Source organism: Halomonas sp. BN3-1, assembly GCF_003056325.1.
Classification (GTDB): Bacteria; Pseudomonadota; Gammaproteobacteria; order Pseudomonadales; family Halomonadaceae; genus Halomonas; species Halomonas litopenaei.
On the sequence record NZ_PYVV01000004.1, the window covers coordinates 262,418 to 283,223 of the forward strand.

At 65.3% G+C, this 20,806-nt stretch carries 19 protein-coding genes; 11 read left to right on the forward strand and 8 right to left on the reverse strand.

The annotated features are described in order from the left end of the window. Window positions 1-214: 214 nt before the first annotated feature. From C9F12_RS07850 to C9F12_RS07860, 3 genes are all read right to left on the reverse strand, one after another. Window positions 215-712 carry a DNA polymerase III subunit chi gene (locus tag C9F12_RS07850; RefSeq protein ID WP_045994722.1) on the reverse strand — a complete coding sequence of 166 codons (498 nt, stop codon included), beginning with the start codon at window positions 710-712 and terminating at the stop codon, window positions 215-217. Window positions 713-778: 66 nt separating this feature from the next. Next, window positions 779-1,873 (reverse strand): branched-chain amino acid aminotransferase, encoded by a 1,095-nt coding sequence (locus tag C9F12_RS07855; RefSeq protein WP_045994721.1) that lies wholly within the window; start codon window positions 1,871-1,873, stop codon window positions 779-781. Window positions 1,874-2,114: 241 nt separating this feature from the next. Continuing rightward, complete coding sequence (locus C9F12_RS07860) at window positions 2,115-3,632, reverse strand: leucyl aminopeptidase (RefSeq protein WP_108448504.1); 1,518 nt, start codon at window positions 3,630-3,632, stop codon at window positions 2,115-2,117. A 194-nt stretch (window positions 3,633-3,826) separates the two neighbouring features. On the opposite strand from C9F12_RS07860, the gene lptF reads away from it, so the two are divergent. From lptF to bfr, 5 genes are all read left to right on the forward strand, one after another. Then, window positions 3,827-4,909: an LPS export ABC transporter permease LptF gene (lptF, locus tag C9F12_RS07865; protein WP_083970631.1), complete on the forward strand. Its 1,083-nt coding sequence runs from the start codon at window positions 3,827-3,829 to the stop codon at window positions 4,907-4,909. Beyond that, complete coding sequence (lptG, locus tag C9F12_RS07870; RefSeq protein ID WP_108448505.1) at window positions 4,906-5,970, forward strand: LPS export ABC transporter permease LptG; 1,065 nt, start codon at window positions 4,906-4,908, stop codon at window positions 5,968-5,970. The genes lptF and lptG overlap by 4 nt, the downstream gene beginning before the upstream one ends. A 199-nt stretch (window positions 5,971-6,169) precedes the next feature. Beyond that, window positions 6,170-6,649 carry an RDD family protein gene (locus C9F12_RS07875; RefSeq protein ID WP_045994718.1) on the forward strand — a complete coding sequence of 160 codons (480 nt, stop codon included), beginning with the start codon at window positions 6,170-6,172 and terminating at the stop codon, window positions 6,647-6,649. A 337-nt stretch (window positions 6,650-6,986) separates the two neighbouring features. Further along, window positions 6,987-7,193 carry a (2Fe-2S)-binding protein gene (locus C9F12_RS07880; RefSeq protein WP_045994717.1) on the forward strand — a complete coding sequence of 69 codons (207 nt, stop codon included), beginning with the start codon at window positions 6,987-6,989 and terminating at the stop codon, window positions 7,191-7,193. 350 nt (window positions 7,194-7,543) lie between these two features. Further along, window positions 7,544-8,029, forward strand: coding sequence for a bacterioferritin (gene bfr / locus C9F12_RS07885; protein WP_045994716.1), 486 nt, complete (start codon window positions 7,544-7,546; stop codon window positions 8,027-8,029). A 365-nt stretch (window positions 8,030-8,394) separates the two neighbouring features. Here bfr and C9F12_RS07890 read toward each other — a convergent pair whose 3' ends face one another. Genes C9F12_RS07890 through C9F12_RS07900 form a run of 3 tightly spaced genes read right to left on the reverse strand, consistent with a single transcriptional unit; the run spans window position 8,395 to window position 10,221 of the window. After that, window positions 8,395-8,628, reverse strand: a complete 234-nt coding sequence (locus C9F12_RS07890; protein ID WP_045993070.1) for a DUF1653 domain-containing protein — start codon at window positions 8,626-8,628, stop codon at window positions 8,395-8,397. A 19-nt stretch (window positions 8,629-8,647) separates the two neighbouring features. Further along, window positions 8,648-9,445 (reverse strand): tRNA cyclic N6-threonylcarbamoyladenosine(37) synthase TcdA, encoded by a 798-nt coding sequence (gene tcdA, locus C9F12_RS07895; RefSeq protein ID WP_045993071.1) that lies wholly within the window; start codon window positions 9,443-9,445, stop codon window positions 8,648-8,650. Beyond that, window positions 9,445-10,221: a pseudouridine synthase gene (locus C9F12_RS07900; protein WP_045993072.1), complete on the reverse strand. Its 777-nt coding sequence runs from the start codon at window positions 10,219-10,221 to the stop codon at window positions 9,445-9,447. The genes tcdA and C9F12_RS07900 overlap by 1 nt, the downstream gene beginning before the upstream one ends. 161 nt (window positions 10,222-10,382) lie before the next feature. Here C9F12_RS07900 and C9F12_RS07905 point away from each other — a divergent pair, with 161 nt between their 5' ends. From C9F12_RS07905 to C9F12_RS07930, 6 genes are all read left to right on the forward strand, one after another. Continuing rightward, complete coding sequence (locus C9F12_RS07905; protein WP_045993073.1) at window positions 10,383-11,861, forward strand: TrkH family potassium uptake protein; 1,479 nt, start codon at window positions 10,383-10,385, stop codon at window positions 11,859-11,861. A gap of 165 nt (window positions 11,862-12,026) precedes the next feature. Further along, a complete protein-coding gene (gene aceK / locus C9F12_RS07910; protein WP_108131228.1) occupies window positions 12,027-13,769 on the forward strand; it encodes a bifunctional isocitrate dehydrogenase kinase/phosphatase in 1,743 nt (580 codons plus the stop codon). A gap of 47 nt (window positions 13,770-13,816) precedes the next feature. Beyond that, entirely contained in the window at window positions 13,817-14,539 is a 723-nt protein-coding gene (locus C9F12_RS07915; protein ID WP_045993075.1) for an NAD-dependent deacylase, read from the forward strand. Between the two features lie 336 nt (window positions 14,540-14,875). After that, window positions 14,876-15,757: a tRNA-uridine aminocarboxypropyltransferase gene (locus C9F12_RS07920; RefSeq protein ID WP_108448506.1), complete on the forward strand. Its 882-nt coding sequence runs from the start codon at window positions 14,876-14,878 to the stop codon at window positions 15,755-15,757. A gap of 236 nt (window positions 15,758-15,993) precedes the next feature. Next, complete coding sequence (locus C9F12_RS07925; protein ID WP_162816413.1) at window positions 15,994-17,520, forward strand: hypothetical protein; 1,527 nt, start codon at window positions 15,994-15,996, stop codon at window positions 17,518-17,520. 102 nt (window positions 17,521-17,622) lie between these two features. Further along, complete coding sequence (locus tag C9F12_RS07930) at window positions 17,623-18,225, forward strand: carboxypeptidase-like regulatory domain-containing protein (RefSeq protein ID WP_108448508.1); 603 nt, start codon at window positions 17,623-17,625, stop codon at window positions 18,223-18,225. Here C9F12_RS07930 and C9F12_RS07935 read toward each other — a convergent pair. Both C9F12_RS07935 and C9F12_RS07940 read right to left on the reverse strand, forming a co-directional pair. After that, a complete protein-coding gene (locus C9F12_RS07935) occupies window positions 18,222-19,373 on the reverse strand; it encodes an alpha-hydroxy acid oxidase (protein ID WP_108448509.1) in 1,152 nt (383 codons plus the stop codon). The genes C9F12_RS07930 and C9F12_RS07935 overlap by 4 nt on opposite strands. Window positions 19,374-19,552: 179 nt before the next feature. Then, entirely contained in the window at window positions 19,553-20,785 is a 1,233-nt protein-coding gene (locus C9F12_RS07940; protein WP_045995236.1) for a TraB/GumN family protein, read from the reverse strand. Window positions 20,786-20,806: the final 21 nt, after the last annotated feature.

Genomic DNA, 20,806 nt, shown 5'->3' on the forward strand with positions numbered 1-20,806 from the left:
GAGCCCGGGGCATGCCAGGCACGAGACAGAGGCTCGCGCATGGCGCTGGGCTTGGAGTTCGACAGCCGGCGCTCGGGCTCGAAAGCTTCCCGCCGAAGAGCGGTTGCGCGAGTGAGGCCTGCGAAAAATGGGCTCGATTATACCCTGATCCGAGGCGGGGCGTCAGGGGCTGACGGGATGACCGGCAGTGTCCAGAGGATTTGGTGACAGGAGCCTACCCCTGACCCTTGAGGTGGTGCGGGGTGACCGGGTAGCCGCGCTGCTTGTAGGTCTTCCAGCACTCGCGCTTGACCGTCAGCACGTCCTGGTGCTGGTTGATGATCTCGGCCACCCGCTCGAAGCGAGAAAACCACTCGGGGATTTCCGGCGACAGATTGAGCATCGCCTGGGGCGGCGGGTCGAGGCTTTGCGGCGGGCCCTGCCAGCCGATGGTGACGGGTACCTGTCTTGCGTTCTCGATACCGGCCTCTGTTGTCCCGGCCCCGGCCTCTCTTGCATCGGCCCCGCCCCCAGCCTCGAGCGCATGGGGGACGAAGGCGTCGGGACGAAAGTCCCACAGACGCTGGTCGAGCTCCCGGGCCATGGCTTCGTCTTCGGCGTACAGGTAGAGCCGGTAGCCCTTGCGGGCGATGGTCTCGGTCAGCCGACAGGCGAAGGCGAGGCGGGCCTCGAGGGTGGTGTCCGGCAGGATGTAGAAGTCGATCTTGGTCATGCGCTCTGACTTGATGGCTGAACGAAGGCCGCCCGGGGGCGGCCTTTTAGTAGGGAAGGAGCCGGATCAGGCAAGACGGGTCAACCAGCCATGGGTGTCTTCGACACGGCCGTACTGGATGTCGAGCAGACGCTTGCGCAGTCGGCTGGCCACCTCGTTGCCCTCGGGGTGCTCGATCACGCCGTCCTCGCTGACCAGTCGCCCGATGGGGGTGATGACCGCGGCGGTACCGCAGGCAAAGACTTCGGTGATTTCGCCGGAGGCCACGCCATCGCGCCACTCGTCGATGCTGATGGGGCGCTCTTCCGGGGTCAGGCCTTCATCCTTGGCTAGTTCGAGCATGGAATCCCGGGTCACCCCCTCGAGGATGGTGCCGGTCAGGCGCGGGGTGACCAGACGGCCGTCACGGGTGACGAAGAACAGGTTCATGCCGCCGAGTTCCTCGATCCAGGTGTTTTCCACGGCGTCGAGGAAGGCCACCTGGTCGCAGCCGTGGTCGGCGGCTTCCTTCTGGGCCAGCAGCGAGGCGGCGTAGTTGCCGCCGCACTTGGCGTAGCCGGTGCCGCCGGGAGCGGCGCGGTTGTAGTTCGACGACAGCCAGATCGATACCGGCTTGACCCCACCCTTGAAGTAGGCCGCCACCGGCGAGGCGATGACGTAGAAGTCCACCTCCTTGGACGGGCGCACGCCAAGGAAGGCCTCGGAGGCGATCATGAAGGGTCGCAGGTAGAGGCTGGATTCCTCGGCAGCGCTTGCCGGCGTCGGCACCCAGTCGATGTCCTGGGCGACCAGTGCCTTGACCGCACCGATGAAGTCCTCGTCGGACAGTTCCGGCAGGGCCAGGCGACGGGCGCTGGCGCGAAAGCGCGCGGCGTTCTTTTCCGGGCGGAAGGTCCAGACGCTGCCGTCGGCGTGGCGGTAGGCCTTCATGCCCTCGAAGATTTCCTGGGCGTAGTGCAGCACCGAGGCGGCCGGGTCCAGTGACAGCGGGCCGTAGGGACGTACCTGATGGCCGTGGAAGCCGGCGTCCTCGGTCCAGCGGATGTGGGCCATGTGGTCGGTGAAGTGACGACCGAAGCCCGGGTTCTCGAGAATGGTGTTGCGGATGCTCGCGTCGGTGGCGTTGGCGTTGGGCTCGAGCGAGAAGCCTTGGATGGACACGGGTCGTTCTCCAGAATCGTATCGCGCCGCAAGGGCTCTGCGGCGACAGCGGATCGAGGTCGAGTCAGGGGGCTCGACCGGGATGGGGTGGGCAGGCATCGCGCCTGCCGATGGAATCAGAATGACACAGGCTCGCCCTTTCGGGAAAGCCTGTGGGTCGGGAAAGCCTGTAGGACGGGGAAGCCCGCCGGGGCGGGTGCCGACGTCTGTCGGCACCCGTGTGGACGGCGGACTTGCCGGGTCAGTCCTGGTCGGTGTTGACCACCTCTGCCTCGCGGTCGAGCAGGTAGCGGGTCAGCAGGCCCACCGGGCGGCCTGTGGCACCCTTGGCGCTGCCGCTGTTCCAGGCGGTGCCGGCCACGTCCAGGTGCGCCCAGGGGAAGTCGGTGGCGAAGCGCGACAGGAAACAGCCGGCGGTGATGGTGCCCGCCGGGCGCCCGCCGATGTTGGCCAGGTCGGCGAAGTTGGAGTCCAGCTGTTCCTGGTACTCGTCCCACAGCGGCAGATGCCAGGCGCGATCCCAGGCGGTTTCGCCGGCGTCGAGAAGGTCCAGCGCCAGGTCGTCGTCGTTGGACATCAGGCCGGTGGCGTGGTGGCCAAGCGCAATGATGGCGGCTCCGGTGAGGGTGGCGATGTCGACGACGCTGGCCGGCTCGAAGCGCTCGGCGTAGGTCAGGGCGTCACACAGCACCAGGCGGCCCTCGGCGTCGGTGTTGAGCACTTCCACCGACAGCCCCTTCAGCGTCTTGATGATGTCGCCAGGCTTGGTCGCGCGACCGCTGGGCATGTTCTCGGCGGCGGCGACGATGGCGACCAGGTTGATCTTCGGCTTGATCGCCAGGATCGAGGCAACCGCGCCGAACACGCTGGCGGCGCCGCACATGTCGAACTTCATCTCGTCCATGCCGGCACCGGGCTTGAGCGAGATGCCGCCGGTGTCGAAGGTGATGCCCTTGCCGACGAGTACGTGGGGCGACTCGTTTTCGTCGTCCGCGCCCTGATAGCGCATCACGATCAGCCGCGACGGCTCGTCGCTGCCATGGCCGACCGACAACAGCGAGTGCGCGCCGAGCTCCTCGAGGGCTGCCTCGTCGAGAATCTCGGTGGTCAGGGCGCCATCGGATTCGCTGGCCAGGCGCTCGGCCTCGCTGGCGAGGTAGCGCGGCGTGCAGACGTTGCCCGGCAGGTTGCCGAGCTGGCGGGCCAGGTTGATGCCCTGGCCCACGGCGGCACCCTGGCGGGCGCCTTCGCTGGCCGCGTTCTGGTCTTCGCCCTCACTGAGCAGGATCGACACCGTCTTGAGGCTGGGAGCCGGGCCACTCTCCTTCTTGAAGTCGGTGAAGCGGTAGCTGGCGCGAAGCGCGCTCTCGGCGATCTTGTGGGCCTTCCAGCCGGCGTCGCGATCCTCGACGGGCACGTCGGTGAGGGCTACCGAGACTTCGTCCACGGTCAGCTGACCGAGGCTCGCGAAGGCGGCGTCCACGGCCTTGCAGAAGGCACCTTCGTTGCACTTGTCGCGCTCGCCGAAGCCGACCAGCAGCAGGCGGTCGGCGCACAGCCCAGGCGCAAAGGGCACCAGCTGGACGTTGCCGAGCTTGGCGTTGAAATCGCCACGCTCGATCAACTGTCCGATCAGACGCTCGCTGGCGTCGTCGAGCTTGGCGGCGGCAGGAGTAAGTTCACCGTCCTTGAACACCGGGATGACCAGGCAGGCGGTCTCGATCTTGACCGGGTTGGCCGTCTTTACAGGGAATTCCATGCTGACTCCACAAGACAAGTGTGGGGGGATTCTGGATAATGCCGGCACGATGCCGAGTCCATCCAGTGTACCCAAGGCCCCCGGGGTTTGCATGATCACCGTGGCCGCAGCGACCGATCGGGTAGAGACATCGATCAGGGACCTATACTGGATCAGGGACGACCGGTGAGGACGACCGAGAGCAGGAGCGCGCATTGATCATATTCCGTTACCTCACCCGCGAGATTCTGCTGACCATGTCGGCGGTGGCCGGGGTGCTGCTGCTGGTGATCATGGGCAGTCGGTTTATCCGCTATTTTGCCAACGCCGCCGAAGGCGAGATCCCGGCGAACATCCTCGGTTCGCTGATGCTCTATCACATGCCGGGCTTTCTCGAGCTGATCCTGCCGCTGGCGTTCTTTCTCGGAATTCTGCTGGCCTACGGCCAGCTCTACCTCAACAGCGAGATCACCGTGCTGGTGGCCTGCGGCACCAGCCCCAACCGCTTGCTGACGGTCAGCCTGGTGCCCGCCGCCCTGGTGGCGCTGCTGGTCGGGATATTCAGCCTGTGGCTGACCCCCGCCGGTGCCCTGCACAACGAACTGGTACTGGAAGAACAGCGCAGCAAGCTCGACTTCTCGGCGCTGGCGCCAGGGCGTTTTCAGGAGTTCGGCAGTGGGCGTATTGCCTACGCCAGCGACGTGTCCGAGGACGGCGAGCGCATGCAGGAGGTGTTCATCAGCGAACGCCAGAAGCGCAATGACGGCTCCCCCGAGAGCGTGGTGACCCGGGCGACCCAGGGCTACCAGTCGGTGGATCCGGACACTGGCAGTCGCTATCTGGTGCTGGAAGACGGTGAACGCTATAGCGCAGAGGCCGGTCGCGCCGACGCCGAGCGGCTCGAGTTCGGTACCTATGCCGTGCGTCTGGCGCGGGCGGTGGAGGCGGTCGAGACCGACTCGGCGGAGTTTGCCACCACCACGACCCTGCTGAATGACGCTTCGCCCGAGGCCAGGGCCCAGTTGCAGTGGCGACTCGGCGCCCCCTTGATGGTATTCGTGCTGACCCTGCTGGCCCAGCCGCTGTCCCGGGTCAATCCACGCCAGGGCCGCTTTGCCAAGCTGCTGCCGGCGATCTTTCTGTACGTGGCTTACCTGAGTCTGCTGCTGGCGGCCATGGACGCCATCGGCAGCGGCAGCCTGCCTGCCGTCATCGGCATGTGGCCGATCCACGCGGGCTTCCTGATCCTCGGCCTGGGACTGGCCTTCAATGCCCAACGCAAGGGAATGAGCGGATGATTCTCGATCGCCTGGACGGCTACATCGCCCGCAACGTCCTCGGTGCCATCCTGGTGGTGCAGGTGGTGCTGCTGGGCCTGGACCTGATCATCACCTATATCGATGACCTCGGAGACATCGAAGGCGGCTACGGTGCCTTCGAGGTCTTCCTGTTTCTGTGCATGCGCCTGCCCTGGCGCTTTTATCAGTATGCCCCGGTAGGGGTGCTGATCGGCGCCCTGATCGGACTCGGCAGCATGGCTTCCAACAACGAGCTGACGGTGATGCGGGCGGCGGGACGGTCGCTGGCGCGCATCGTCTGGGGGGTGATGAAGCCGATCATCCTGGTGGTGGTGATCGTGCTGACGGTGGCTGAGTTCGTCAGCCCCAGAACCGAGCAGTTCGCCCACGCCTGGAAGGTGCAGCAGATGCAGGGCGAGGGCGCGGTGGTCACCGAACGCGGTGGCTGGCAGCGCGAGGGCGACGACTTCTATCGCTTTGGTGCGATTCGCGCCGACGACACCGTGCTGGATCTGACCCGCTACGAATTCGACGGCCACCGGCTGGAGTCGGTCACCACTGCCAGGCGTGCGGTGTGGCAGGGCGACTTCTGGGAGTTGCAGCAGGTCGAGACGACCCGCTTTACCGGTGACCGCACCGAGGTCGATAAGGTGGCTAGCCTGCGCTGGGACACCAGCCTGTCGCCGACTCAGCTGTCGCGTCTGCTGCGCGACGTCGAGACCCAGGCACCGAGCGAGCTGTGGGCCTACGCCGACTATCTGGATGAGCAGGGCCTGGAGGCCACCCAGCCGCTTCTGTACTTCTGGCAGAAGATGCTGATGCCCCTGACCATGGCCTCGCTGGTATTGGTAGCGGCGTCCTTCGTGTTCGGTCCGCTGCGCACCGTGGCCGCCGGGACGAGGGTATTCTACGGGGTCATCACCGGACTGGTGTTCAAGTACCTCCAGGATCTGCTGGCACCGGCCTCCACGGTATTCGGCTTTTCGCCGGCTTGGGCGGTGCTGGCCCCCACACTCGTGTGCGCCTTGCTGGGACTTCACCTATTGAGGCGGTCGGGGTGAAGGGCGGCATGCCTGGCGCCGGCTTGGGCACTCTCGATCGCCCCGGCCCCCACACTCGTGTGCGCCTTGCTGGGACTTCATCTATTGAGGCGGTCGGGATGAAGGGCGGCATGCCTGGCGCCGGCTTGGGCACTCTCGATCGACCCGGCCCCAACGTTAGTGTGCGCCTTGCCGAGACTTCACCTGCTGAGCAAACCCAATGACACGACGCTTTCCCCATCTCGATGATGTCTGGCCCGCGGGGTTGGGCCGACGTCTGGGCGCCATGTTCTACGACAGTTTTCTGTTGCTGGCCATCTGGATCGCGATTACCACCCTGCACGTGCTGGTGGTGCGCAAGCTGCTGGGCCTGGCCCCGGAAGAGGTGGGGGCAGGCGTTTGGCAGGTGCTCAGCCTGCGACTGCTGCTGGTGGTCGCGGCCTTTGCCTTTTTTGCCTTCTTCTGGCGCCGCGGGGGCATGACCCTGGGGATGCAGGCCTGGCGCCTGCGCGTCCAGACCCTCGACGGCGGGCCCATCAGCCTGCGTCAGACCATGCTGCGCTTCGCCGTGGGAGCGTTTTCCTTCGTGCCGCTGGGGCTGGGCCACTGGTGGGTGCTGTTCGACGCGGAACGGCGCAGCTGGGCGGATCTGGCGTCTGGCACTCAGGTGGTAGTGCTGCCGAAGGCGGCGAAGCGATAGCCCTGCAACGAGCGCTTACGCGAGACTCCTGAACAGGGCAGCTTACGCCTTAGCCCGGCTCGGGCGTCTGCCATCGACCCTTTACCCTCTGCAGCGCCCAGCCACCGTCCCCTGAGATGCTGCTCGGCCCTCCCCATCCAGCCTGCACGAGTCGCTCCCCGCTGTTTCCTTCCTGGTTTTCTGGATGCTGTCGATTGCCTGTCGGCAGGGGCAGCGCTTGAGCTGAGTCATGTAAATTCAAATCTTTAGCTAAAGTAAATACGAATTACTCTTGAAAAGGTTGCGTGTCGCTATGGGAATCATTTACATTGCCTATAGTGATTCAGGAGAGATGGCGATGTACGTATGCCTGTGCAAAGGGGTCAGTGACCGACAGATTCGTCAGAGCGTCGATGACGGCGCGCGTAGCTGGCGTCAGGTTCAGCGTGAGACCGGTTGTGGCACCCAGTGCGGCAAATGCGCCTGTGTGGGCAAGCAGATCACCCGCGACGCCATCCAGGAAGCGTCGAGTCTGGAAGTCGAAGCGCTGGCCTATGCGGTATAGCCTTGGTCGTCGGTACGCTCTTGCGCTACTTCCTTTGCGGTAGTCTTTTGAATTAGCAATCGATATCGTTGTAGTTGCGGTTTTCAAGATTCTGATTTTATTGAGTTTTTTCATGGATGCCCTATACTGCTTCTTGACGGGAGCTGGTAGGGCATTGCTTGTCGTGCCAGTGTGTCTGTAGCCCCGCGTCTGTTGCCCTGTGAAGGCGGGCGAGGCCAAGGAGAGACGTCGCCTCTGCGGCGTCCGATGCAAGACGGTTCGATCAACGACGACTGGCCACGGCCGGTCGGCAATCACCGGCAAGCACATGACCGGCAAGCACAAGTCCGGCAAGCACTGAGGAGTTTTCCATGAAAGGCGATCCCAAGGTCATCGAGCATCTCAACAAGGTGCTGGGCAACGAGTTGGTGGCCATCAATCAGTACTTCCTGCACGCCAAGATGTACAAGGACTGGGGCCTGGCCCGGCTGGCCAAGTGGGAGTACGACGAGTCCATCGAAGAGATGAAGCACGCCGACATTCTGATCGAGCGCATCCTCTTTCTCGAAGGCATCCCCAACCTGCAGGACCTCGGCAAGCTGCATATCGGCGAGGACACCCGCGAGATGCTCGAGGCCGACCTGGCCGCGGAGCATACCGGGCGTGACGACCTGATCGAAGCCATCACCTACTGCGAGCAGGTGCGGGACTACGTCAGCCGTGACCTGTTCCAGAAGATCCTCGACGACGAGGAAGAGCACATCGACATCATCGAGACTGAGCTGGGTCTGATGGACAAGGTCGGCTTGCAGGCGTATCTGCAGACGCAAATGCAAAAGGCCGGCGGCGAAGAGTGATTTAGCGCTGGCGCATTGCATCGACAGCGCCCAGGCAAGCAAAAAGGGGAGGCCAGCGGCTTCCCCTTTTTGCGTCTGCGTGTTCCGTTGCCTGCGCGCTGGCCAGGGCGTATGGACTCGCCTCGCCGGGCTGGCGCTGTTGGACCAGCGTTATCGAACTGGCAGCGTCGGACCGACGACATGGATCCGGGCGCCGTCAGGGCCTGCTAGGCGCTGTCGGAAAAGTCGACGAGCGATGGTTAGACAAGGCAAAAATCGGTGAGAAAGCGCAGTTTACGGGGTGTAAATGAGCATTTTGACCGGGCTGGCGCACCAGCCGATTTTTAACGCCGTATTACCGAGCGCAGGCAGTTTTCAGACAAGCCCTAGAACGCCTTCTCGAGGGCAAAGCGTGGAGTGGTGACACCTTCGACGTCGACGCTCTCGCAGAACATCTCAAGCGGGCGCACCCACAGGCCGTAGTCGCCGTAGAGCGCGCGGTACACCACCAGGGCCTCTTCGCTCTCGCTGTGGTGGGCGACGCCGGTCACCTCGTAGAGCGGGCCCTTGTAGTGGCGATAGATGCCGGGCACCGGAAGGGGGGATTGCGGGGTTGTCATGGTCGTTTCCTTGTCTGGCTCATTTTACCCGGGTCAGTCTGGCCAGCGCCCGCGAGGCGGCGACAAAGCCGAAGCTGCCGGTGACAAAGGTGGCGGCGCCGAAGCCGCTCTCGCAGTCCAGGCGCGTGGACTCGCCGGCACCAGGCTTGGTGTGGCAGACCTCACCGTCCTGGCCGGGGTAGACCAGCTGCTCGTCGGAGTAGACGCACTCGACGCTGAAGCGGCGCTTGGGGTTGCGCGAAAAGCCGTGGTCGCGGCGCAGGCGCGAGCGCACCTTGGCAAGCAGGGGGTCATGCTCCGTGCGGGTCAGGTCGGCCACCTTGATCCGGGTGGGGTCGGTCTGGCCGCCGGCGGCACCGGTGACTGTCAGCGGCAGCTTGCGGCGCTTGCACCAGGCGATCAGTGCGGCCTTGGCCACCACGCTGTCGATGGCGTCGATCAGATGATCGGCGTCCTCGGGAATGCGTTCGGCGAGATTGGTCGGGGTGGCGAAGGCGACATCGGCGACGACCTCGATGCCGGGGTGGATGGCCCGGCAGCGCTCGGCCAGCACTTCCACCTTGGGCCGCCCGATGGTGCCGTCGAGGGCGTGAAGCTGACGATTGACGTTGGATACGCAGACGTCGTCGAGGTCGATCAGGGTCAGCTTGCCGACGCCGCTTCTGGCGAGCGCCTCCACCGCCCAGCTGCCGACACCGCCGACCCCGACCACCACCACGTGGGCTTGCGCCAGACGGGCGCTGGCGGTGGTGCCGTAGAGACGGCGAATACCACCAAAGCGCAGGTCATAGTCGTTGTCGCTGGGGTCAGTGCTCATCAGGAATCTCGCTGGGTCGTTGCGGTCACGTTGGCGTTGGTGGTGCTGACTGGCCGGGGCAGGTGGGCGCGCCAGCCGAAACGGTCGAACAGCCGCGTCATGCAGGCGTCCAGCGGGCAGCACAGCGCCATCGGGGTGCGATGGCGAGGGTGCTCGAACTCGAGCGAGGTCGCCGCCAGCAGCAGCCGATCGCAGTCCAGGCTGTCGCGAAAGAAGCGGTTGTGATTGCCCTTGCCGTGCTTGGCGTCGCCGATGATCGGGTAGCCGATGCCGGACAGATGACGGCGTATCTGGTGGCGCCGGCCGGTCAGCGGGCGGGCTTCCATCAGCGAGTAGCGAACCTGGGGGTAGCGGTCGATACGTACCGGCAGCTCCACGCTGTCGAGTCGGCGCACCTCGGTGATCGCGGGCATCGCCGGCATCTCGGCCTTGGGCCGGCTACCGTCTTCCTCGCGCAGTGCCCGGTCGATGCGCTCGGTCTCGGGGCCGATGCCGCGCACCACCGCCAGGTAACGCTTGGTCACCTGGCGCTCGGTGAAGGCCTCGGCCAGCCGCCGGGCCATGTCCGAGGACAGCGCGAACACCATGACCCCCGAGGTAGGCCGGTCGAGCCGATGCACCGGGTAGACCCGCTGGCCCAACTGGTCGCGCAGGCGCTGCAGCAGGAATTCGCGCTCGCCACGGGCCAGCGCGCTGCGATGCACCAGCAGCCCTGACGGCTTGTGCACCGCCACCAGATCGTCGTCCTGGTAGAGAATGGGCAAGGGCAGGGACATCGCGGCGATACCTATGGCGTGAATGCGGGCTCGAGGCGCGCTATTGTCGCCATGTTGCGGCGATCTGTCATCCGGATTGCGACGACTCCGTGAGTCGAGGGGCATCTCTGGCTACGGCTTTGGTCTATGATGAGCGCCGACAATCGGTGAGAGAGCAGGCTATGACCCGAGGGATAGGGATGCTGCGCTGGTGCAGGGACTGGGCACCGGTCCTCAAGGTACTGTCGGTACTTTGGCTGGTGCTGGCGCTGTTCATGCTGCTGCCCTGGGGGGTGCTGGTATGGGAAGGCGACGCCGACGCGCCGGCCTTCGCTCGTTCCCTGCTGGTGGTGCTGGCCACGGTGCTGATGTGCTGGTGGCTGACCTGGCGGATACCGGTGGCGCTCAAGACCCAGCAGATGTTCGTGCTGACCACCCTGAGCTGGGTCAGTATCAGCGGTTTCGCCAGCCTGCCGCTGGTGCTTGGCGCGCCCCATCTGTCGCTGACCAATGCGGTGTTCGAGTCGGTCTCGGCGATCACCACCACCGGCTCCACCATCCTCACCGATATCGACCAGCTGTCCGATGGTCTCAAGCTGTGGCGGGGTTTGATGCAGTGGCTCGGCGGCATCGGCATCATCGTCATGGGCATCGCCATCCTGCCGTTTCTCAAGGTCGGCGGCATGCGCCTTTTTCAGACCGAATCCTCGGACTGGTCGGACAAGGTAATGCCGCGCACCGGCGGCATCGCCAAGGCCACGCTCGGCATCTACGCCCTGGGTACCCTGGTGGCGATTCTGGCCTACGGTATCGGCGGCATGGCACCGGTGGACGCGGTGGTACACGCCATGAGCTCGGTATCCACCGGCGGCTTCGCCAACTCTGACGCCTCCTTCGGGGCCTACGCCGACCAGCCGCATTTGTTGTGGATGGGCACCTTGTTCATGCTGCTTGGCGCCTTGCCCTTCGTGCTCTACATCCGCTTTCTGCGCGGCTCGCCGCTGGCCTTGTGGCGCGACGAGCAGGTCCGTGGGCTGGTGTGGCTGCTGGTGGTGGTGACGCTGATCCTCAGCCTCTATCGGGTATGGCGAGGCGAGGCGATGTTCGATGCCCTGACTCACACCGCCTTCAACGTGGTCTCGGTGGTGACCACCACCGGCTACGCCAGCGACGACTACAGCCAGTGGGGCCCGTTCGCCGCCATGGCGTTCTTCTATCTGACCTTTGTCGGTGGCTGCAGTGGTTCGACCAGCGGAGGCATGAAGATCTTTCGCTTCCAGGTGGCGATCAAGATGCTGCTGAGCCAGCTGCGCTTCTTGATCCACACCCATGGGGTCTTCGTCTCTCGCTACAACGGTGCGCCGCTGTCCGATGAGATCAGCCGGGGCGTGGTGGCCTTCTCCTTCTTCTTCTTTCTGACCATCGCCGGCCTCGCCCTGGCCCTCGCCATGCTGGGCCTCGATCTGGTCACGGCACTGACCGGGGCGGCCACGGCGGTGGCCAACGTCGGGCCAGGACTTGGCGATATCATCGGCCCAGCCGGCAACTTTTCCACCCTGCCCGACGCCGCCAAGTGGCTGTTGTGTGTGGGCATGCTGATGGGCCGCCTGGAAATCCTGACCGTGCTGGTACTGTTGACCCCGATGTTCTGGCGCAAATAGGTCTTTGGCGGCGGTGGGGGAGGTGATCGATGGCGTAGTGTGCCGGGTTGGACAGACGGCTTGGCGGCTGCCATGTTGCACGGCAACATGACAGTCGACATTGGTCGTCTCGCCGAAGGTGGCGGCGGCGGTCATTCTGAGCTGACGCCCGTCGGGAGCCCCGTGATGAAACTGTCCCCTGCCTATCGCATCGCCGCCACTATCCTGCATGGATTCGACGAGTACCGCTCGCGCTTCAAGCAGATCACCTTGGACGCCAATCGACGCTTTCGCGACGCCGCCTGGCGCGAGGCCCAGCAGGCCTCGGCGGAGCGGATCAACCTCTATCAGGAGAAGGTCGACGAGACCCTGGGGCGCCTGCAGCGCACCTTTGACGAGGACATCCTGACCCACTGCGAGTGCTGGCGTGAGGCCAAGGGGCACTATGTCGAGCTGATCGGTCAGCGACTCGATTACGAGCTGGCCGAGACCTACTTCAATTCGCTGTTCTGCTCGATCTTTCATCACCGCCACATCCGCGATGACTGGATGTTCGTCAACTCCTCCAGGGACGCCGCGTCACACCACTCGGGCATCGAGCTGTGCCGACACATCGCGGTGGAGGGGGACTGGTCAAGGGCCATCGCCGAGGCGCTGGAGGGGGCCGAACTGGGCATGGAGTTCATCGACCTGGGCCACTGCGGGCATCTGGCGCGTGACTTTCTGGTCGAGCACCTGCCGCAAGGGCTGGCGGACGGCACGGACACCGAAATCGAACTGCTGAAGAGCGTCTTCTACCGCAACAAGGGCGCCTACCTGGTCGGCCGCATTCACCGCGATGGCGAGCAGGTGCCGCTGGTGCTGCCGGTGCTCCACGAGGAGGGCAAGGGGCTGCACCTGGATACGGTGCTGATCGAGCCCGACGAGGTGTCGATCATCTTCTCCTTCACCCGGGTCTACTTCCAGGTCGATGCCACCGTGCCCCGTGAGTTCGTGGCCTACCTGCACATGCTGATGCCGGACAAGCCGATCAGCGAACTCTACGCTGCCATCGGCTTCTTCAAGCACGGCAAGACCGAGTTCTTCCGCGCCCTGAACCAGCAGATCGCGCGGCGCGAGGACAAGTTCATCATCGCCCCCGGGGTACGCGGCATGGTGATGGCGGTGTTCGTGCTGCCCTCACACCGCACCGTGTTCAAGATCATCAAGGACCGCTTCGACCCGTCCAAGGCGATGAGTCGCGACAACGTGCGCGAGAAGTACGGCCTGGTCAAGCGCCATGACCGGGTCGGCCGGATGGCCGATACCCAGGAGTTTTCCTACCTGGTGTCGCGCAAGGACCACTTCGATCCCGAATGCCTGGAGCATCTGCTGGAAGTGGCGCCGAGCAATGTCTACCTGAAGGACGACAAGGTCATCATCAAGCACTGCTACACCGAGCGCATGATGACCCCGCTGAATCTGTATCTGGAACAGTGCGACGAGACCGAGACCCGTGCGGTGCTCAAGGACTACGGCAACGCCATCAAGCAGATGGCGGCGGCCAACATCTTCCCCGGCGACATGCTGCTGAAGAACTTCGGGGTGACCCGCCACGGGCGGGTGATCTTCTACGACTACGACGAGGTGAGCTATCTCACCGAGTGCAACTTCCGGCATATCCCGGAGCCCCTGTATCCCGAGCAGGAGCTGGCCGACGAACCCTGGTACTCGGTGGGGCCCAATGATATTTTCCCCGAGGAATTCGGGCCCTTCCTGTTCGCCAATGTGCAGTTGCGCAAGCTGTTCTTCGAACTGCATCCGGAGCTTTTCGATGCCGACTACTGGAAGAGCCTGCAGGCGGCGATCACCGACGGTCAGGTGATCGACGTCTACCCTTATCGCAACAAGCAGCGCTTCGCCTCGGACCCCGGGGGCCTGACCTACTGAGTCCGTGGCGGCGCTGATTCAGACTCTCAAAGCTGTGGAGCGAGTTCATGTCCAAGGCCCCCCATCTGGTGGTGCTGACCGGCGCCGGCATCAGCGCCGAGAGCGGAATCCAGACCTTCCGTGCCGCCGATGGCCTTTGGGCGGATCATCCCATCGAGGACGTCGCCACCCCCGAGGGCTGGGCACGAGACCCGCAGCGCGTGCTGAGCTTCTATGACGCCCGTCGGGACCAGGTACGTGGCGCGCGTCCCAACGCCGCCCACCGGGCGTTGGCTAACCTCGAGGCGCGTGGCTTCGAGGTCAGCATCGTCACCCAGAACATCGACGATCTGCACGAGCGAGCGGGCTCCCGTCGGGTGCTGCACCTGCATGGCGAGATCATGATGGCGCGCTCCTCGGTGGACGAGCGCATGCGCTATCCGCTGGGGCGTCGCAATATCGCCATGGGCGACGTCTGTGACCGTGGCAGCCAACTGCGCCCGGACGTGGTCTGGTTTGGCGAGGCGGTGCCGGCCTATCAGGACGCCTGCGAGATCGTCGCCGAGGCGGACCTGTTGCTGGTGGTCGGCACTTCGCTGGCGGTGATGCCGGCGGCGGCCCTGATCAACGAACTGCCCTTCGATGCCGACTGCGTGCTGGTGGACCCCGACGAATCGCTCAGGGTGCCTGCTGGCGTTGCCCGGCTGGTGATGCCGGCAGGCGAGGGCGTGCCCGCCCTGACCCGTCACTGGCAGCGTGAAGGTCGACTGTTCATGCCGCAATTGGGCTAGGGCTTGTCTGAAAAGTGCCTGCGCTCGGTAATACGGCGTTAAAAATCGGATCAAGATGCTCATTTACACCCCGTAAACTGCGCTTTCTCACCGATTTTTGCCTTGTCTAACCTTCGCTCGTCGACTTTTCGGACAGCGCCTAGGCCCGGGCGATGATGGCGCCGTCGATCGGGTTTTCTAGAGAGCGGTCGAACGGGTTGTCTATAGAGCCGTTGATTGGGTTGTCTAGCGCCATCGAGCGGGTGGTAGATAGAGCGGTCTTTCGCGTGGCTTGCCTGACGCAGGCAATGGGGCGTGGTAGATTGGGCGCCCTTTGCCGCAGCCTGCATCCCGCCCATGTGTGACTCTCGTTTCGCCGATTCCGCCCCCTCCCAGCAAGACGCCCGCTCCGAAGATTCCGGCTCGACTCAGGAAGCTTCAGCTACCGAGGAGGCGTCCGCCGATCGCCATCCGGGTGAGCCGAGCGCTGTCGGGGATCCGCACCTCGGCGAGAGCCCGAGCCTCGACCGGGACCCAGCCACCGGTCATCCGCGTCCCCCGCGGCGAGAGTTCAAGGCGCGCGGCAGTTTCGTCACCCGTTGCGCTGGCTGCAATCTGCCCGAACTCAACTGCCTGTGCCCCTATCAGGCCAAGGCCGACTCTCGGGTCCAGGTGTGGCTGATCACCCATCCGCTGGAGCACCACAAGCCGACCAACACCGGCCGTCTGATCGCCGACGTGCTGGCGCCCACCCGTGTCTTCACCTGGTATCGCACCACGCCCGATGAACAGCTGCTGGCGCTCCTGGCCGACGAGCGCTACGCCCCCTTCGTGGTATTCCCCGATGACCAGCCCGACTACGCCGACCGCGTGGTCGAGGTGGAGGCGGTCCGGCGAGTCCCCCGGGAGCGCATCCCGGTGCTGATCCTGCTCGACGGCACCTGGCGTCAGGCGCGGCGGATCTTTCGCAAGAGCCCCTACCTGGAACGCCTGCCGGTACTGCCGTTGAGAACCGATCGACTGACGCGTTATCGGTTGCGCAAGCCCGCTTCCCAGGCGCATCTGTGCACCGCCGAGGTGGCCGCCGAGCTATTGCGTCAGAGCGGCGAGGAAGACGCCGCTTCGGTGCTCGACGATTACTTCGACGTCTTCAACGACAGCTACGCCTCCAGTCGGCGCTACCACAAGATCGAGACGCCAAGCCCGGCCATGCGCAGGTTGGCCGCACGGCGAGGGTGAGAGGGCGTGGTCAGGCATCGAGGCGACGACAACGCCAGGATCGGTGTCGGTATACGCATAACTATGCCGTATTGAGCGGATTTTTTCGGACCTGTCGGTATAAAACTACATTCCCTATCCACGACCGCTGGCTTGTGGTGTCGCGAATATCCTAGTTCGCCCGGGCTTTTTCTGGGAGACGCTCTTCTTTTGACACAGTTTCGTCAATCTGTGCGGCTTGGCGCACGAGGAGCGTTATGGATTTTCGTAGGCGTTTTCACCCCTGCCGACCTCTCCCGGGAGATCGCTGTCCATCGCTGGCGGTGGATGGTGATGCCGCATTTTCCGTGGCGACGCTGGAGCGTCGCTTGGAAAAGGACCGTACCCGGGTCGTCCACAGTGCCAGCCTGCGTCGATTGCAGCTGCTGCCCCAGCAGGGCGCGGTGCTGGCCCACGCAAGCCAGAGGCGCCTGCTGTCGGCCTCGCTGGAGCGACAGCAGATGGGGCGCCGGATCGTGCAGATGGTCTATCGCAAGCTGGGCAAGCGGGCGGGTGACTGTGGCCTCGATGGTCTGGAAGACGCCTTCATCTGTCTGGTCGAGGTGGGCAGCCTGCTGCGTGATATCGGTCGACCTCCCTTTGGTCAGGCCGGAGAACTTGCGCTCTGCGGTTGGTTCGACAGCCATATGTCGGCCCTGGGAGGCCGCCAGCTACCGCTGGCCAAGGACGATATCCAGGGCGCGGCCCTGCTCAACGAGCTGTGTCGGTTCGACGCCCAGGCCCAGGCGCTCCGCACCATCAGCAAGCAGGAGGGGATCTCGCTGACCCATGTCCAGGGCGCGGTGCTGCTGGGGGAGCAGGCGGTGTGGCGCGAAGTGGGCGACGATGGCCGTGGCCGCCAGGGCTACTGCTATCGTGCCGAGAACGACCAGGAGACGGCCATGCGTGGTGTCCTGGGGCTGGGCCAGGATCATCGCCATCCGGCCAGCTATGTAGTGGATGCCGCCGAGGTCATTGCACGGACCCTGTCACGCCTGGAGGCGGTGGTGGAGCGGGGGTTGATCGACCCGACATCCCTGGTGGCATCGCTCAAGCAGGCCTACATGGAGGGGCTGGCCCGCCAGGGAGAGCCCTGGGCGAGTCTGGAGGAGCGGCGCTTCTCGCGCCACGGAGTAGTACGCCGCTGGAGCCTCGGTGGCATGCTGGACTGGGCGCTGCGCCGCTATGAGCGGGACAACGTCGAGGAACTGGGGCGCTTCTTTCACTACCTGCGACTGGCGCTGGGGCGCACCCTGGTCAATCACGCCGCCGATGCCTTCGTGGCCCACCTGGAGAACATTCGGGAGGGACAGCCTCAGTTGAGGCTGCTGAGCGCGGAGGTCGGCTGTCGCGCTCTGCTCGAGGCCTTCGACAGCCTGGCCACCCGGGTCGAATATCGGGATCCGGAGCTGGAACGGCTGGAGCTCGAGGGTTACCGCACCTTATGTGGACTGCTCGATGCCGCCCTGCCGGCGTTGCGCCTGCCGGAAGCGGCCTTCGTGCGACTGCTGGACGAGGGCCATGGCGCCTCGCCGCGGCTGACGCTGTGGGTGAAGCGGTTGCCGCCCGGCGTGCTCAGGGTGTATCGCCAGGCCATGGCGCAGCCCTGGGAAGGGGCGAGCCGCGAGGTCTGGGAGGCCTACCATCGTGGACGCCTTGTGCATGACTGGATCTGCAGCATGACCGAGTTATCGGCACTGGAAGAGTACAGTCGCCTGCGGGTGGTCGGACGTTCGCTGGCCTGACGGTCTGGAACTGTTGCATCACCACCGGCCCGCCCAGCGTTGAAACGATGGGCCAGGGATGGCGTAGAGTCATTGCAGACTATTCTGCACAGGCGAAGACCCATGAGGCTGGCGACGGGTGGTCGGCGAAGCATCTCATTGATGGCGGTGCTGGCACTGTTGCTGGTACTGATGTCGCTGGTTTCTGGCTGCGTGCCGGTGATCAGTGAGCGCTGGGCGCGCCAGCCACTGCAGGGGCAGGTCATCGACGCCCGTACCGGAGCCCCACTGGCGGGGGCCAGGGTCTCGGCCGAGGCCTTTGCCGAGGCCGCCGACGTGACCGACAGCAACGGGCGGTTCGCCATTCCGGGACATTCGCATATCGGTGGGCAGTTGTTGATGGCAGCAAGCGGGCTCCGTCCTCAGTGCTGGAAGATCGAGCGCGACGGCTACCGGACGCTGTGGATCGAGGTGATGGAGATGGTCCCGGATACGCTGCGCCAGCCGATCACGGTGAACCTGCCCATGTTGGCGTTCGATGCCGAGGCGCCCGCTGGACGCTCTGCCGAGACGATGGTCAAGGAAAAGAGCCCCGGGGATCACGCCGGGGATCAGGTCGGCAATCACGTCGCCAAAGAGGCGATTTCCCGCGCAATACAACGTGACAATTACCGTTGGCGCCTGGCGGAAGGCAACGACTGTGGCGCAGCGCCGCCGCCCGGCTAACGATCGACGTGGTTGGCGTTCGCTGCCAGCGCGCGTGCATCCACTTCCCTGATACTCGAACAGCCGCACATGGCGAGGCCCTGATCCAGCTCTCGGCGCAGGATCGCCAGGCAGCGCTCGACGCCGGCTTCGCCCGCGTCGGCCAGTCCATACAGATAGGGGCGGCCGATATGCACGGCGTCGGCGCCCAGGGCCAGCGCCCGAAGGATGTCCAGGCCGCTGCGAATCCCTCCATCCAGATGCACCTCGAGACGCTCGCCCACCGCCGCCGCCACCTCGGGAAGCGCCGCGATGGTGGCCCTGGCGGCGTCCAGTTGGCGCCCCCCGTGATTCGACACCACCACGGCGTCGGCCCCCTGCTCGGCGGCCTGGCGCGCCGAGTCTGCGTCCAGTACACCCTTGACGACCAGCGCGCCTGGCCAGCGGGCGCGGACCCAGCCCAGATCACTCCACCCCAGTGAGGGATCGAGCTGGTCGTCGAGCCAACTGGCGAGTGAGGCGATGCCGTCCGGGGCCGAGAGCGGTCCGTCCAGATTGCCCAGGGCGAAACGACGGCTGCGCAGGTGGCGCCACCACCAGCCGGGGTGACGGCCCAGCCCCCAGGCGAGCTTGAGGGCGGTGGCCGGATCGGGCCTGACGTCGTGGCCGAGTCCCCGGTGGTGATCGGCCAGCAGCGGCATATCGATGGTCAGCACCAGTACACGGCAGCCGAGACTCAGGGCATCGTCCATCAGTCGCTCGCTGAGGGCACGATCCTTGAACACGAACAACTGAAACCAGGGTGGGCGCGGGCAGCCCCTGGCGATATGCGCAAGGGGGGCGTTGGACAGGGTGGCGGCGGTGTAGGGGACCCCGGCTCGCGCAGCGGCGCGTGCGGCCAGGCGTTCCCCGTCGGCCCAGGCCAGGCCGCCCAGGGCCACCGGCGAGAGCACCAGCGGCAGCGCGATATCTTCGCCCAGAATGCGAGTACCGAGGGTGCGCCGGCTGACGTCGGCCAGGCGCGGTGCCAGCGCCACTCGTGACATGGCCTGGAGGTTGGCGGCCAGCGCCTGCTCGGCGCCGGAGCCTCCTTCGATATAGTCGAAGACCAGCCGTGGGAGTCGCCGTCTCGCGCCTTGGCGAAGCGCCTCGATGGTGCTGCGGGTCATGGGGCCGACTCCGTTCAGCAGGCTGTTCCTTTGAGCATAGTCTAAGCGGGCTTCGGAGCCGGTTTCGATGGCGGGCTGGCGCGGACCCGGAGCGGGTTCGCGTTGATGGTAGGGGGCGGCGAAACGACACCGCCGCCCGAGGGGGCGGCGGCGCGTGGGTGCCGAACGAGGCGGCCGGGCTAGCCGAACAGACTGTCGGCGATACGAAAACCGGCGATCCAGGTGCCGGCGGCGGAGCCCAGGGTCGCCGTCAGAAACACCAGCAGGGTGCGCGAGACACGGTTCTTCCACCAGCCCTTCACCTGGGTAACGTCGTGACGCAGGGTGGAGAAGTCGCGCACCTTGGGCTTGCGCATGGCCAGTTCCACCCCGGCGGCGACGAAGCCCGCCCCGATGGTCGGATTGAGCGAGGTCAACGGGGCGGCGAACACCGTGGCGATCACCGTGACCGGGTGGGCCAGGGCCAACAGGGTGGCGCCCCCTGACAGCACGCCGTTGATCACGAACCATTCCGCCACCAGCTGCCAGCCGAGCTCGGTGTTGCGCGAAAAGCCGATGGCGAAGCCGGTCAGTACCAGGGCAGTGATCAGCCAGGGCAGCATCTTCCACACCTTCGACGGCGGCCGGGTGGCCTCCAGCGCGGCGATTTCCTCGGCCGGGTCCTCGGCAGGCGGGCCTTCCAGATGCTCGGCCATGCCCTTGAGGTGGCCGGCGCCGATCACCACCAGCACCCGCTTGAACTTGCCAGGTGGGCACTGCTGGGCCAGGCGCATCACCATGTAGCGATCGCGCTCGCTGATCAAGGGGGTGAACAGCGACTGAGACTCGGCGGCGAATTCGCTGAAGGTGGATTCCAGCACGTCGCCCTGCTTGAGCCGCTCGACCTCCTCGGCGGAGACTTCCTGGCGCGACAGCACGCTGCCGAGCAGGCCCGACAGCAGGCTGAAGCGCTGCCACCAGGGCACGTTCTGGTAGATCCGCTTGAGCGTCAGGCCCACGTCCCGGTCGATCAGCAGCAACGGAAGCTCGTGGCGCTGACTGGCCTCCAGGGCGGCGCGCATCTCGGCACCGGGCTCGATGCCGGACTGCTCGGCGATGCGCTGCTGGAAGGCGCCGAGGGCCAGGTTGGCGGCGACCATGCCGGCCTTGCCCTGACGAAAGATCTGGAACAGGTCCTGGTCACCCAGGGCGTCGGGATTGGCCAGGTTGCTGTGGCGGGCGTCGCACAGCTCGATGGCGACGGCGTCGAAGTCGCCGGAATCGATCAGGTCGCGCACCTCGTCGGCGCTCTCGGCGCTGACGTGGGCGGTGCCCAGCAGGGTAAAGGTGGTGTCGCCGACGCGGAGGTCACGTCGGGGGCCGCCTCGGGTCTCGGGCCGCTCGGCCAGCGCAATGTCGTCGATCTCGCTCATGGGGCTCGGGGCCTTGAGAAT